The organism is Taibaiella soli (assembly GCF_003236175.1).
Classification (GTDB): Bacteria; Bacteroidota; Bacteroidia; order Chitinophagales; family Chitinophagaceae; genus QKTW01.
In genome coordinates this window covers 405,085-420,669 of record NZ_QKTW01000022.1, presented here as the reverse complement: position 1 = coordinate 420,669, position 15,585 = coordinate 405,085, and the positions used below count along the sequence as shown (strand labels likewise).

Here is a 15,585-nt window from a genome sequence, read left to right as displayed (position 1 = left end):
CGGAGGGTTTCGTTTCAAAGCTTTTTTCTAATTACTAAAGCGTTTAATGATTCTTTTGCCGATAACATTGATCACCACGGTAACCAAAAACAACACAAGTCCTAATTCAATGAGGGCAGAAACATAAACGGTTCTGTCGGCTTCGGTAAACTCGTTGGCAATAACACTCGCCATTGTGTTGCCCGGAGCGAAGATGCTTTTAGGAATCAGACTGGTATTACCGATCACCATGGTAACCGCCATTGTTTCGCCCAGTGCACGACCCAGCGACAGCAATACACCAGCAAACAATCCCGAACGGGTGTAAGGGATCATTACGTTCCGGATCACTTCAGAACGGGTGGCTCCAAGAGCGTAAGCGCCTTCTTTGAGATGTGAAGGAACCATGCGCATCATTTCGCGGCCCATAGAGGCAGCATAAGGAATGATCATTATGGCTAGAATTACCGACGCGCTGAAAATACCAACACCGTATGGTGTGATTCCTAATTTTGTTTCGAAGCTGCGAACCAGTGGCACAAAGACAAACAAACCCCAAAAACCATAGATAACGGAAGGAATCGCGGCAATGAGTTCTACAGTGTTCTTTAATAAATTAGAAAACCAGCCTTTAGGATAATATTCTCCCAAAAAGATTGCAATGGCAAAAGAAAAAGGAACGGAGATGATCAACGCCAGAAAAGAAGTAAGCAGTGTGCCTAACAAGAAAGGAAACGCACCGTATGTGTTAGAAACGGGATCCCAGGTTTTGCCCCAGAGATAACTAAGTCCCAAAGCCTTGATAGATGGCACCGACTGAACGACCAACGTAAGCATGATTCCCACCACCAATACCACCATGGCTATCGCCGTTATTACCAGCGTGCGTTTAAAAGTATTCTCTCCCCTGATGTGGCTGAAAGTTCTTTTGGCACGCTTGCTGTCAATATTGACAGGTGCATCATTTGCAGGGATTACCCGCACAGATTCCGTGCGGGTAATGGTACTGTTATTATTAGTTGCTTGAATCATGATTGTTGTTGATTACTGCGCTTGCGATTGCAGGATTGGTTGACCGTCGTAAGTTGCTGTTTTCAGGATAGCTTCTGCAGTAGCAACAGCATTCTGAGAAAGTGGTGCATAATGCAGTGCTTCGCTGTATTGCTGACCTTCGTGAACCTGCCACCAGATCAGTTTTACCATCGCAGTTGCTTTTTCTTTCGTACGGTTGTCATATTTCTGCTCTTTGTAGATCAGCACCCAAGACAAACCAGAGATTGGATAACCATCAGCAGCTTCAGTATTAGTCAGAGAAACTTTTGCATCAGCAGGCAGTGTGATATTAGCAGCAGCTGTTACAGATGCAATGCTTGGTGTGATGAAGTTGCCCGCTTTGTTTTGCATTTTAGCGAATGACATATTGTTCTGCAAAGCGTAAGACAGCTCAATGTAACCAATAGTACCAGGCGTTTGCTTGATCAGACCGGCAACACCTTCGTTACCTTTTCCGCCCAGACCTACAGGCCAGTTGATAGAAGAACCTTTACCTACTTTGCTTTCCCATTCAGGACTAACTTTTGACAGATAAGTAGTGAAGATATTAGTTGTACCACTACCATCTGAACGGTGCGCAATAACGATGTCAGTTGCAGGCAATGTTACACCTGGGTTCAACGCAGCAATTTTTGCATCGTTCCATTTTTTGATATTGCCCATGAAGATGTTTGCCAGTACTTCAGGATTGAATTTCAAAGTATCTTTTACTTCAGGCAGGTTGTAGCTCACTACTACTGCGCCGGCTGTAACCGGAATGTGCAATGCAGCAACGCCCATTTTCTGTGTTTGTTCGTCATTCAACGGAGCGTCAGATGCACCAAAATCAACTGTTTTGTTAGTCAATTGCTGAATGCCGCCACCTGAACCAATAGACTGGTAGTTTACTTTTAAACCGTTGGTTTTTTCATATTCGGCAAACTGTTTTGTAAACAGCGGATTGTCGAAAGTACTACCTGCACCAATAATTGAATTATCTGCAGTTTTGGAATCATCACCTGTAGCATCGCTACCTGAGTTACCGCAGCTGCTGAACATCAGAGACGTGGAGATTGCCAGTGCCAGGCTTGCAATAGTTAAACGCTTAAAGGATTTCATTACTGTTTTTTTATGTTTTAGTTATTATGAGATAGTTGGGCGCTTTTATTTGCCGAAGATGTAATAGAAAGTGACGCGGTATACCAGGTCGTAATCGTTGTTTGCAGCACCGTAATCTTTAGGGCCTGCGTTTTTATAGGCGTTATACCAGATATTCGGCATGATGTGCACATTCTTGTGCGGCGTAAAATCAATACCAGCTGTAACGAACTGCTCTTTGGTATTCGGATCGTACTGAGCCGTTAACGGAGTATATGATTTGTACTTACTGTTGTCAATATTGCCTGCCGGATTGTAAGCATCGAAACGAGCGAAGAAGCTGAACATATCCTTATAGATCTTACCGCGTACAAAAACAGAGAGACCAGATGCTTTGGTTGTAAGCGTGTCTTTTCCGGCATCAGCGATATGGGCAGCAACGTTATCACCCATCAGACGATTGTAGAATGCTTCCACACCAACAGTAAACCTAGGAACTGAATAAGTTACCGCAGCTTTCAGCATATTACGATCGTGGTGAAATCCCGGAGACCAGTTCATGCGGGTATAGTCTGCGTAAAAATCAACCATCAACTTCTTGTCGAGGAATTTACCGAACACATCACCGTAGAAAGATTTGAAGCCATCATTTTCAGGTTTGGCACCATTACCATCACCAATCATGAGGTTGTAACCATATTCATTTTTACCTACCGGATATCTACCCTGCAGACTTACACCAAGATCAAATGAAGGTGTACGACGGATATCGGTAATTGTTCTTTCAATAGAACGGTAACCCCATACTGCTTCCGTACTCATTGGGAACGCCGGAGTGGCAGCCTGACCGATTACGAGGTCGGTTCCTTTAAAGATGCCTTTCCAACGTAAGTTAGCCAATTTGATATAGAGACTACCCTTGCCGTCAGACAGCAGATCGCCTGCAGCAGGTAAGTTTGGTGCACTATTGTTATCTTCGTATGCCAGGAGGAATTCTGTAGAGAATTTCTGGCTAATGTCATAGTTGTAACCCAGGTAGATACGACGGAATTGGAACTCGCCATTATCTTTTGGAACCTTAGAGTATTGGTTACTGCCGCCTCGACCGCCGCCTACAGTATCTGCGTGCGCCTTAAACGCGTAGTCACCAAATGCGTAACCCCAGAGTTGCCCTTTAGGAAGGAATGCTTTTTTGCTGGCTGTGTCTGGGGAGCTTTGTGCACGGGCAGTCATAGCCCCCGCGCTGATGCAAAGCATGGCAATAGTTGCTTTGCAAACGCCTTTTAAAATTCTTTTCATTTCTTATAGCTGATTCGATTGCAAAAGAATTAACTCAAGGTTACTACGATGTTACGCCTGTATTAATTTAATGTTAAGTCGCCCCGGATTTGCCTGTGGCCATCGACGCAAAACAAGGAGCTACCGCTGGTTATGCAGCATAGGAAAGAATCCAAAAAAACACTCATATCAGCGAAAACGTAAGAATTCGTCGACAAACCAATATCAGGGATATTACTTAAAAGCGAACTTTAGGCTTCACTTGGGAATCAGGAGCTTTCTTACAGCCGATGAGCGAAATGGCCACGAGACAGGAACACGTCATCAGACGTTTTAACTTCAAGGTTTCTGTTTTTTAAAACGAAAAACTGAGGTAATCTCTGGATGCCCCAGATTTTCACGATTCAATCATAAAAGCAGGGAGTGACTAATTTAATAGTGTACTTCTCGGTTAATCGTTATTACCTCAGTATAATAAGTGAAACGAAATTATCTAGACATATCACAACAAGCAAACATTAAAATATCCCCAAAAAACCGTCGAGTGTCACGCTGACAACAGCTCGCACTTTTTACATTATTGCTAATCATATAAAGCTTGCTCCCAGTGACAGCATAAACATCTGATGTTTTCCAATGTTCTTTAATGAAAATCTTTAAGGGACAAAACAATGCCCTCCTTTCCCGACCAAAATCTTAACACCGAAAAGACACATGCATTTCCCAAAACGTCCTACCAGACTGTCATCCAGGCAAAGAAAGCCGTTTATACAAAAAAAATCGAATCAAGCATAGCCACTTCTTATTTTTTTGTCTGATGTTTCATGGGACATTATTATGAACTTCTTTCCAGGTAACTGATGCTATGTTTGGGTATTGCTAACCAGCTTGATATTTTTTAAAAATCCCTCTTGCTCGTTTCTACCAAAACACATGTTCAAACAAAACAAAGAATAGACAACCATAGCCGACGTTTGTCTATTCTTTATCCCTAACCGAAAAACATCAGCTTTTAACAGGCATCCTGCACCTTTTATGCGACAAGTTGAGCGCTAAGCCCATTTATAGGGCATACCTCAATATTTTATAAACTTCTTATAAAAACACAAAATGAAACGACAGCACATCAGCATACACGAACCAGATTATTTTGAAGACTTTCCCCATTCCCCTTCTGATCTTTCTGCTTTTCTATTCTCCGAGACCACCGGCGAGTTTGTAATAGCCATAAAGTTTACCAACCGTCTTGTGCGCTACAAAACCACGAATGTAAAAGCGTTTATCAATTGGCTTCATCGTCATAGCGTGCGCGATGTAATGATTGAGTTAACGATCTGACATTTCACAAACCACACGCACGATATAGAACTGCCCCAAACAGAAATAAGCAAAGGCTTTAGTGGGCTCAAGGGATTATTTGCAACGGATAATTTATCATCGCATAACCTTGATGCTTCCTCTTAAATATGGATTTGACCGACGTAACACAGACACTCTACCATCGATTGAATCAATTGCTGTGGTGGATCCGGACTATCACAGCTCTTTATTATTTCTTTAACATCACAAATGATGACATGAGTGATTGGCCGTCAGCTAGCTTGTTTTTCGTAACGCGGTTTGGGCATTCACTGTAACATCTATAAAAATACTGTTGTTCAATTTCAAGTATAAAAAAGGCCGAATGAAATTCCGACATTAAAACTATTCATTAGAAACCTACCTAATGATAACCATCCGACAATTGGAATTTCATTTTTTGAGGGATGTTTTTTTGTCCTCCGTTTTCGCAAGAAGCATATTATAACATATCGTTTCCCAGCAATATTGTCCTACTGTTCAACATAATCTAAATCCAGACAATACAAGCGCTGAACCAGCTCTACCCGAATAAGCGGTTACGTTTTCAATTCACTAAATAAGCGTGTCTGGTTACGACCTTTCAGAGATGTTTTAATGTCCTGCAGTCGCCACGTATCCAGATAATTTTGTACTTGTCAACTAAGATCGGAAGCAAATAGAATGATAAATGAAGACTGGGCTTTAGAAACAGGAATCCCCTTGCATCAAGTCAACCTCAACATCTTCCAATATTTCATATTGTGCCTTCCTTCCCGATCGTTATGTTCAAAGTAACCAATTAATAAAAGTGAAAATGAAAAAAAACCTTTTATTGCTGCTTCCGTTGGCGGCAATATTTACCAAGACAAACGCGCAATGCACTGCGCCAACCAGTGCAACAGTATCAGCCACAAACATTACTTGCGCAGGTTCAGGCGCGGTGTCGGTTAATTCCGTAACCGGATCAGCCGGCAGTATTGCGTTAACGGATTGTCGTTTTGCACTCTACGACGCCACAAATACAATGATTGTAAAACCAATACAAAGCAGTCCTTTACTTTCGGGCCTGAATGCCGGCAGCTATATACTACATATTCAACAGGTATGCCAGCCTTCGGGTATAAGCACAGATTACACACAAACTGTGCAAATTACCGGCGCCTACAATCCACCAATATTAAATACACCGACTACAGTACAACCAATCTGTGGCAATGATGGTGTCATAAATGCTACCGCTGCGCAAGGCTATGGCGGTTATCAATACTGTCTGGTAGACTCTTTGAATGCCCCATCATCACCAACTCACTATGTAATGCCCATTCAAGGTTCGGGGTCATTTACTGGACTTGCCAGCGGCGATTATTATTTACGTGTGTACGATGGCTGTAACGGCTTTGTGACTCGTAAAGTGACAATTCCCGCTGCCATTGTCACGCCCGGCAATCCACTCGTAGCCTCCACTTACAAGTTCGGATGTCCTAATTTTTCACTTCATTTCAACATGGCTTATACGGCACCATCAAGTGCCATCAAAAACACCTGGATTGTTTTCCCCGACGGCACCACAGACAGTGTAACCATGGGACAAAGCGGCGCCGATTACACAGTACCACAAAGCAAAATCAGCGTTTATCCTGCTACTTGCACCATTGGCTATAAAGACCCGTGTGGTAATGTCTGGACGAAGCCCTATACTTTCAACCAACCAAATTACACACTGAACCAAAGCTATAGCGCCAGTCAATATGACTGCAACTCTGGTACGTTTACGAACAGCAGTGTTACAATAACAGACCAAGCCAATACAGGATCCGGACAGGGAATGTCTGGTGCAAGTAATATCTGGAATCAGTATAGTGTAGATGGCGGCATTACATGGCTGCCTTATAAAAGCACCGATACTTTGCTGGTCACTAAAGGTGGTTCCAGAACAATCATGTACCAAAATACTTGTGCAAACCTGACAGATACGGTTACATTAAACATGGCTGCAGGGCAAAACCCTTTAATTTTTAGCTTGGGTACTGGATTGCTTCACTGTAATGATAAAGTGACCATAAACTATAGCGTCAGTTCTTATAATGGTCCGCTAAGTGCTATCCTTGTACAGGTATTATCAACGCCATCAGGTCAGCCGGCGATCCCTGATTTCTATTACACCGGAGGTTTTGTAAATACAAACATCAGGCTCATGAATATTCTACCAGGCACTTATACGATCCGGATGACTGATCAATGTGGCGCTACTTCCATCCAGACCATTACACTCAATCCATTTATTCCTGTAACTTATGCCGCGCAACCAGTGTTCGCTTGCGGTTCCAATACCATATCCATCAAAATAACAGCCACAACCTCTTTTTATAAAGTTGACGGTTCCGTAGCCTATAAAATCTACAATAGTGCAGGCACGCTCGTTGCAAGTAATCCCTGGTTACATAACTCAGCCGGTGTATTTTCTGAAACGGTCGACAATCTTCCTCCCGATATTTATACAGTTAGTGCGTTTGAGACAGACAATAGGACAGATAACCGTTTGACATTGGATACAGTTTGCGCCACCATAATAACGGTAAACGCAACTTTACCTGGCCCGTTAACTTTAAGTCAAACAACTTTTGCAAAATGTACTAACGATCTTACTACGGGTACTGTCATTGCTTTACCTCAAGGAGGGATTCCGCCTTATGCTTACACTTTGTACAAGAGTAGCGTAACGCCTGCAAACATTGCCGCAGGTCCACAGAGCGGTAATGTATTCAGCAACCTGGATGTAAACACACAATATATCATTACTGCGACAGACCAATGTGGCGCCGGTGCTTCTTACACAAATGTATTCGCCAATGTGCAACCGGTTCTTGCAGCTTCCTCTCCTTATGTGCCATGTATTGGTGATTCTATTAAGCTTTGGGTGACAAAAAATCCGGGACTGTCTTACCAATGGACTAAAAACAACATAAACATAGCGGGCGCAACAGATACCTCGTACAGTATCAAACCAATGACAATGGCAGATTCCGGCGCGTACACAGTAGCAATCAATGCGAATAACTGTATCCTTCTTTCTACCGCTTCTCAGTTAAATCCGAAGAATTGCGGTCTACCAATTCCGCTGGAGATCGACCTTATCAATTTTTCAGGTAGTCTTAACGCACAAATCAAGGCGGTACTCAATTGGGAAGTAGCAAAGCCGGAAGCTGGTGCTGAGTTTGAAGTATTGTACAGTACAGACGGTACGCATTTTAGTAGTGCGGGTAAAATATACCAGGATGGATCTCGTAAAGATTTTTCATTTACTCACAATCTGCAGATTATTGACAAAGCCTATTATAAATTGCTGATGACTGAAAACAATGGCAAAGAATCATACAGTAAAGTGATTGTGCTTCATAATGAAAATGGCGGGGCGACCGCTACTGTTACAGTATCTCCGATACCATTCGTCGAATCATTTGATCTGATATATACAGCGGCGCAAAATGATAACGCGTTAATACAGATCTCCGACGTGAATAGTCGTACCGTAAAAACGCAGCAGTCTGTTATAAAACAAGGAGCAAACAGCATTCGCGTATCAGGGCTTGGCATTTTAGCTAATGGCATTTATTTCCTGAATATCACCACCGATAAAGGAGATAAACAAGTAGTAAAAATTCAGAAATAGTTTTGTGGTTATAGGTGACCGTCAGCTGGCTGAGCTGGCGGTTCCACCTGAATTTTTCCCAATGATTGGCCAGACACATTTTGCCTGAGTAAAACCTGGACCAGCTCTGAGACAAAACCTATCCGATTCTACCCAACCGAAAAAAATCAGGAAAGCACTGCCGTCATTCCGGTTTGCTTTATTTTTTTGGTATTTACAAAAGAGATAGTAACCGCACAGGCCAGACAAAGCACTGTAATGACAAGGAAAATAACGGAAGTATCATGAGTCATGTCTATCACCTTGCCCAGCAATGGCTCTCCCATCGCCGCAAAAAGATAGGCTGCCATATTCATGATGCCAATACCCGTACCCACGTATTTCTCCCCGAGCAATTCGGGACTCATTGTCCAGAAATTGGCCTGCGGACCGTATACAAAAAAGCCTGCGAGCAACAACAATATTGCTCCGATCACAACATTACCGACAGGCACAAAATATATCAACAATGAAATAACTGCACTCACCAAAATACCAAAGCGAATAGAGGCTGGTCGATCCGACCGGAAAATAGTATCGGAGAGGTTACCAAAACTAAATGCGCCAACAGCCATACCTACCGGCATCAACACGGTGATCCAGAGATAATGCGGATTCTTGCTCCAGTCTTTACCCAGATAATGAATGGGCACCCAAAACACCAGTCCGTAGCGCGCCATACTTTCAAAACCCATGGCCACGCAGGTAATCAGAAATGCTTTATTACTAAACACCGCCTTGTAACGCTCCTTCCAGTTTGTTTTCTCAAGCGAGTCCGTATCTGCAGAAAGGTTTGCATAACCAATATCAGACGGTTTACCACGCGCAAAAAGTAAAAACACGGTAATACCTACCAGCAGAAATAAAACCGGTATCCGGAACAACCAACGCCATTCCAAGCCTTTTTGAAGCAGAATCACGGACAATAAAAAGGTGATTACAGAAGAAGCCCCGGCCGCCATCGTATAAAATCCAAAGGCCTTGCTTTTCTCTTCTTTCCCCCACCAGTTAGAAATAAGTCTGCTGCCGGGCGCAAAAGCCATCGACTGACAAAATCCGTTTAACGCCCACAGAAAAAGGATGAGCTGGAACGAATGCGCAAAGCTGATAGCAAAATTGCAACTGATGGACAGTAGCCCGCCCAACGGTATCATATATCGTGGGTTGAAGTGATCTGCGAGATTCCCATTCACCAACTGTCCAATCGCATACCCGATAAGCATTGCAAAACTAACCCAGCCAATGAGTTCATAAGATACGTGCAATTCTCCTGCCATTGCTTTCGCTGCCCAGCCAAAGTTGTGACGGCCTGTGTAGAAGAACATGTAACAAAACATAGTGACGAGCAACATGCGCCACTGTTGTTTGCGAAAAGCTGTTTTTTTCATTTTGCTTTTTATTAGTCAGTAGGATGACTTTGAATTGTCTGATTGTTGTTGTTTAAACCGATGGCCCTGACCTTAATTAAGCGTCGCGAGTATTAAACGCGAAATCAGGTTGCCACGTCGTCCCCACAGCTATGCTGTGAGGGGCCTCCTCGCAATGACTGACATTATAAATAACCCATATTGCGCCGGCTTACAACACGAGCTATATAAAAACATGGTCATTGCGAAGACGACGAAGGAGGATGTGACAACTTGATTTCGCGCTGGGAAAATTATTTTATAGCATGAACTAGGCTTTAGCGTCAAACGCCCTTTAATCAATCCGTACGCCAACTCTCAGTGGCTTATGTGCCAACGCATATTCAAAAGCTTGCTGCGCCTGTGGAAGCGCAAATTCTTCTGCCACTACTTTTCCAAATGGATAATCTTCCCAATGCGCCGACATAAAATCTACTGCATAACGGAAGTCCTCATAATTATAGTTGTGCAAACCTTTTATTGTCAGCAAACCGCGGATCATCTTTTCAGGATTCACTTGTATAGCGCGGGTATTAAATACAGAGCCAACCCAAACGGCTGTCCCACCCGTTGTCAGTGCATTCAGGCCGTACTCAATTGCATCCGGCGCACCGCTCATATCAAACGACACGTTGACATCTGATGCTCGAATTGTATTTGCCGTACGCAGATTGACGCATTCATTTGCCCCGAAAGCTTTGGCTGTTTCAAGTCGCTGATCATCGACATCAGCAGCAATCACTTTTACAGCACCCGCTTCACGACACATTGCCGCGCAAGTAATGCCCAGTAATCCCATACCAGTAATGAGCACAGTTTTGCCATTCAGATCACCTGCCAGACGCAACGCACCTGCAACAGTAGCAATCGCACAATTGATTGTGGCCACTACAGGAAGAGGCATTGTTTCGGGCACTTTCAGAATAGCTGTTCCTTTCTTGAGGATGCAGTATTCCGCAAGACCACCGTGAAACGCTTCTGTCTCTGTAATCTGTGCATGTCCGTATTTAAAAAGCTGCGCTCCTTTTTGTGGCATACCCTGCAGGGAATACAAAGACTCCGGATCGCTGGCAAATACAGACCAGGTAACGATATCGCCCACCTGAAGTGTATTGCCCGCATCATCCATACCAGAATGGCCGCTGCCGATTTCTTCAACGCGACCGGCAATTTCATGCCCCAGTACTGTAGGACAAGCTTCTTTTCGCACACCGCTATAAGTATGCAAATCGCTCCCACAAATAGTGGTGTACACATTTTTCACCAGTACTTCGTCAGGCTGTATGGCACGAAGTTCCCGGGATTGCAACTGAAGTGGCATTCCCGGGCCTTCGAACACAACTATGTTTCCAGTTTTGCTCATAATTAATACACAGCCATTTCTTCTTCTGAAACTATATCAATGATCTCGTCCAGTGTTTTTACCAGATGCGTGTGTTTTTCTTTATTGAGTTCTGATTCGGAATAAGCGCCCGTAGTGATACCAATTACATAACGACAGCCAGCTGCGTTGCCTTCCTGGAGATCAGAATGTGTATCGCCTACTTTAGCTACTTCATCAGCACTGTCTATTTGCAGCAGGTCCATCGCTCTTAGAATCATATCCGGAAACGGACGGCCATTCGCCACTTCATCGCTGGTGATGCTGCTATCGTAATGCACGCCTTTCTCCCAATTGAGTCTACGCAGAATTGCATCTGCTATATCACGGGAAAAACCTGTATCCAGCGCTACTTTGATACCCATATTGCGCAAGTGCAGAAATACTTCGCCGGCACCTTGTTTTTCGCTGATACCTTCTCCTTCTTCGTAATGTCTGATAATTTCTGACACAAAACGCTCATGTATTTTCGCTACAAGTTCATTGTCTGCCGCTATTGCATCTCCTGCATACTGTTGCAGCAAACCGCGGATAGCTACAGGTTTTGGATACCCCATTACCAGATTGGCATCTTCCAGACTCACTTCATACCCGAAGGCGGACAATGCTCCCTGCAAGCCTTTCGCTACATTTTGATGATCTTCTACCGTTGTTCCGGCCATGTCGAATACGACCAATTTGATTGCCATAGTTTTCTCTCTTTTTTATTAGCTGTTTAAAATCTCATTTAAAAAAAGCCACCCGCCCCGGCACGGATGGCCTGAAAATTGTCTGTTACCGATTGTGTTGAATAACGATACTGCTGTGCAGACGTCCGGCAGATGAAATGTATGCGATATGATACACACCGTCAGGAAGCATTGCTGTGTTGATTTCAATATGACGTCCTGTTACTTGCTGCGTTGCTACCTGTACGCCGAGACTATTGTAAACAGAGATGACCGCTTTGCCAGATGGATCGTTGTTCAGATTCACCAAAACTTTATCGGAAGCAGGGTTTGGATACACAACTAAACGTCCGATGTTGTGCGATGCAATTCCGGTAGGTGTCGTCGTTGTATCAATGGTGGTCACACTGTCTGTTGTGAAAGTCAACGGACCAACCCAGCCACTGGTTGATGGCGTAGCGTTACAATTTGTTTTTACATAGAAACTGTAAGACGTAAGCGGTTGCAGACTGGTAAATTCATAACGCGATGTAGTTGCGTTCTGATTGATGGCGATCGTAGGATCTGTAAATGTACCTGCGATACCCCATGCAATTACATAACCCGTTGTAGCCATACCATTGTCTGTCCATTTCAAAACCAGAGAACTACTGGTGATGCTGTCAGCAAAAATATTTACCGGCTGCGGACAAGGATTTACCGTCTGGAAGGTGTACGGGCCTACCCATGCGCTGGTGCTACCCGCGCCACATGAATCCTGCACATAAAAATCGTACGTAGACGCTGCAGTGAGACCCGTGAGTATTTTAGTATTAGTTGTTGCAGTATCTGGAGTAGCTGTAGCAAAATCAAAACCACTAAAACCAGCTTTTGTTTTATGTGCAGCTGCTGAAGAAGTCCAGGTGAATGTAGCCGTGTTGGCCGTTGCATTCACCAGCGTAATAGCCGAAGGTGCAGGACAAGAAGCGGCTACGAAATCGGCCAGCAGATATTGTCTGGTACCCGGCGCGTCGATGCGTGTAATGTTTTTGCTCGTGGTATTATTCACCGAAGGCAATTGCGCCCAGATAGTCGCAGCGTTGTCAGGTCTGTTGTACAGGTGCAATGAAGCAGCATTCGCAGATGCGTTGCTGTAGTTGTTATAATCGTATGCTACGCGGTACGGAGCAGTAGTGCTATCGGCAGTAAATACGCCAAAATATTTATCAGTAGTACCCATATTCGCAACACCCGTCTGATAGTTTGGCGTACCGTTGACCATATAGATATGTACACCGGGCACAGTAGCACCCATTACGCTATCTACCGTTACAACACCTCTGTTGTTACTATTAAGATTTAAGGAAACACCATTCCAGCCCGCAGCAGGATATACACTCACACTGGTATCACCTACCGGTGCGCCACTTACTATATGCGCCGGATTGTTTACAGCAGTACCGTTCATCACCGGACCCGTTGCCGTAGCCGCATTCAGTGTCGTCGGACCAGCTGGTTCGTTCATACGATAATAAGCGAGCAGACCTTGTTCACCACCGTTCAGCTTATGACACATTGCTTCGCGGATTTCAGTTTCTGTACGCACATGATTCCAAACGCGTACTTCGTCCATATCACCGTTGAAAGGCACGCGGTAATTACCCGTTCCATCGGTACCGAGGTACAAAGGCATAGTACCCGCCAGGGTTTTACCCGTATCTGCAAGTACGGAAGTAGCGCCGGTAGCATACAAACTTGGATGATATACCCCGTTGATATACCCTTTAATAAAACCATGACGGTCTACTGTAATCGCCACATGGTTCCAGGTAAATTCATTCGCAGCAATCATGTCATAGTCATGACGTGCGCCACCAGTTGGTTTGAAATTGAACCGGAATACATGTTTCGCTGCATCACCCCAAAGTACCGAAGCGGTATACGTCCAGCAGATACCAGTATTGGCGCCGCTTACATAATCTTTGTCTGCAATCAGCGGCGGATTACCTGTGTTGGTAGCACCTACTTTCACCCACATTTCAATGGTAAAATCTGTGGTTGCTAATGAATCGCGCAGCACGTTACCGAGGTTTACGGCTTGAACCGTGCTATTCTGAACGCCTGTACCGTCGAAATGCACCGCATAACCGCTGGCGTTATTGCCATAATTCGGCAAAGTGGTAAAGCTGTACGGACCAGCCCAGGTGCCAGTGCCAATACCAGCACAAGAATCCTGTACATAAAACTGATAAGCTGTATTTCCCAGCAAGCCGGTCAGGCTATAAGGATTTGTATTTACCGCATTGATTCTTGTACCCGTGCCTTGCGTAAAACCATTCACGCCATACTCAATATTCCACAAAGCAGAACCGCCGGTCGTCCAGCTAAGACTGGCACCAGTTGCCTGGATATTAGTTGCGCCGAGTGCAGTAGCGCCACCGCAGGAATTAATAAAATTCGCCAGGAAAAACTGGCGCGTTCCTTTTACAGAATCCGTGCGTAACGTGTTTCCCGCAGTATTGTTATACAAATTTGTTTTGGAAGTCCAGGAAGAAATATCATTAAATCTGCGCGTAAAGAAATTGATCGTGTTATGATAAGTAACCGCATCCGGATAGTTGCTGTAATTGTATTTCGGATAATAGCTGAATGTATCGCCGGAAGCAAAAGTTCCGAAGTAAACATTGTTGTTGCCATAAGCAGTAACGCCCTGTGTTGAATCTGGTGTGGCATTGATCTGATACAGGTGCAGATAAGAACCTGTAGTACCAAAACTATCTACCGTAAAGATACCGCGGTTGGTGGTTGGCAAAGAAAGGCTCTGACCGGCCCATGCAGCTGAGTACAGATTCACAGAAGTATCACCTACTGGCGCACCACTTGGCACTCTGTAAGTACTGTTGACAATAGTACCATCATAAAGACCGCTGGTTGCAGTAGCACTATTGGTCACTGTTGTACCAGAAAGTTCATTCATCTGATAGTAAGCCATCAGATTTGATTCGGACCCGGTGAGCTTATGACACATTGCATCACGCAGCTGCTGCGGCGTACGCACGGTATTCCAGATACGCACTTCATCCATTGTACCATTAAAAGGCGCTCTGTAACCAAAGGTTTTACCATCGGTACCGAGACGCACCGGTAAAGTACTGGCAATAGACTTAGCAGAATCTGCAGCGATCAATTCACCGCCCGCCACATAAGCATGCCCTGTAGCAACGCCATTGAGATAACCAATGATAGAGCCCGTACGATTTACAGTAACGGCAATATGATTCCATTGCTGTGCAATCGCAGCCGGAAATACGATATCATAATCTACACGGGTCCCACTCGCAGGTTTGAAATTGAAACGGATAGTATTGGCTGCTGCCGTACCGCTGCTCGCATCGGTTGATGCATAGTACGAAAGAACAAAACCCGTATTGGCGCCGCTGCCCCAGTCTTTATCACCGATGATCACCGGATTGACACTGTTGGTCGCGCCCATTTTCACCCAAAGTTCAATGGTGAAATTGGAATTCGCCAGCGTATCGCGCAGACTAGTACCCAGATCAACAAAACTGTTGGTGGTAGCCGTTGGCGTTGGCGTCAATACACCGGTGCCGGGAAAATACATACCGCGTAATGGACCCTGGGCAAAGCTTTCGCCCGATGCCACCATCGCCAGAAATAAACCAGCAAGTAACCTGAATTTATGTTTCGGTTTCATAAAAAAGATGATTGTCTACG

9 protein-coding genes are annotated in these 15,585 nt (G+C 44.4%); 2 read left to right on the top strand and 7 right to left on the bottom strand.

Annotated features, from left to right (window positions below):
- Positions 1-27 precede the first annotated feature (27 nt).
- From pstC to DN068_RS17565, 3 genes are read right to left on the bottom strand one after another with little or no spacing between them, the layout of a single operon-like run.
- Positions 28-1,011 (bottom strand): phosphate ABC transporter permease subunit PstC, encoded by a 984-nt coding sequence (gene pstC, locus DN068_RS17575; protein WP_111000234.1) that lies wholly within the window; start codon positions 1,009-1,011, stop codon positions 28-30.
- Between the two features lie 12 nt (positions 1,012-1,023).
- Positions 1,024-2,130 (bottom strand): phosphate ABC transporter substrate-binding protein PstS, encoded by a 1,107-nt coding sequence (gene pstS / locus DN068_RS17570; protein ID WP_111000233.1) that lies wholly within the window; start codon positions 2,128-2,130, stop codon positions 1,024-1,026.
- A 45-nt stretch (positions 2,131-2,175) separates the two neighbouring features.
- Positions 2,176-3,408: a hypothetical protein gene (locus tag DN068_RS17565; RefSeq protein WP_111000232.1), complete on the bottom strand. Its 1,233-nt coding sequence runs from the start codon at positions 3,406-3,408 to the stop codon at positions 2,176-2,178.
- A 1,089-nt stretch (positions 3,409-4,497) separates the two neighbouring features.
- Here DN068_RS17565 and DN068_RS21985 point away from each other — a divergent pair.
- Positions 4,498-4,725 (top strand): hypothetical protein, encoded by a 228-nt coding sequence (locus tag DN068_RS21985; RefSeq protein ID WP_123985396.1) that lies wholly within the window; start codon positions 4,498-4,500, stop codon positions 4,723-4,725.
- Between the two features lie 817 nt (positions 4,726-5,542).
- Positions 5,543-8,398, top strand: coding sequence for a T9SS type A sorting domain-containing protein (locus DN068_RS17560; protein WP_111000231.1), 2,856 nt, complete (start codon positions 5,543-5,545; stop codon positions 8,396-8,398).
- 146 nt (positions 8,399-8,544) lie between these two features.
- Here the strand turns inward: DN068_RS17560 and DN068_RS17555 are convergent, their stop codons facing one another.
- The 4 genes from DN068_RS17555 to DN068_RS17540 all read right to left on the bottom strand — a co-directional run bounded on the left by DN068_RS17555 (position 8,545) and on the right by DN068_RS17540 (position 15,565).
- Positions 8,545-9,804, bottom strand: coding sequence for an MFS transporter (locus DN068_RS17555; RefSeq protein WP_207799008.1), 1,260 nt, complete (start codon positions 9,802-9,804; stop codon positions 8,545-8,547).
- 313 nt (positions 9,805-10,117) lie between these two features.
- The gene (locus tag DN068_RS17550) at positions 10,118-11,185 is read right to left on the bottom strand and encodes a zinc-binding dehydrogenase (RefSeq protein ID WP_111000229.1); all 1,068 of its coding nucleotides are present in this window, start codon (positions 11,183-11,185) and stop codon (positions 10,118-10,120) included.
- 2 nt (positions 11,186-11,187) lie between these two features.
- A complete protein-coding gene (locus DN068_RS17545) occupies positions 11,188-11,892 on the bottom strand; it encodes an HAD family hydrolase (RefSeq protein WP_111000228.1) in 705 nt (234 codons plus the stop codon).
- Between the two features lie 85 nt (positions 11,893-11,977).
- A complete protein-coding gene (locus DN068_RS17540; protein ID WP_111000227.1) occupies positions 11,978-15,565 on the bottom strand; it encodes a LamG-like jellyroll fold domain-containing protein in 3,588 nt (1,195 codons plus the stop codon).
- Positions 15,566-15,585 lie beyond the last annotated feature (20 nt).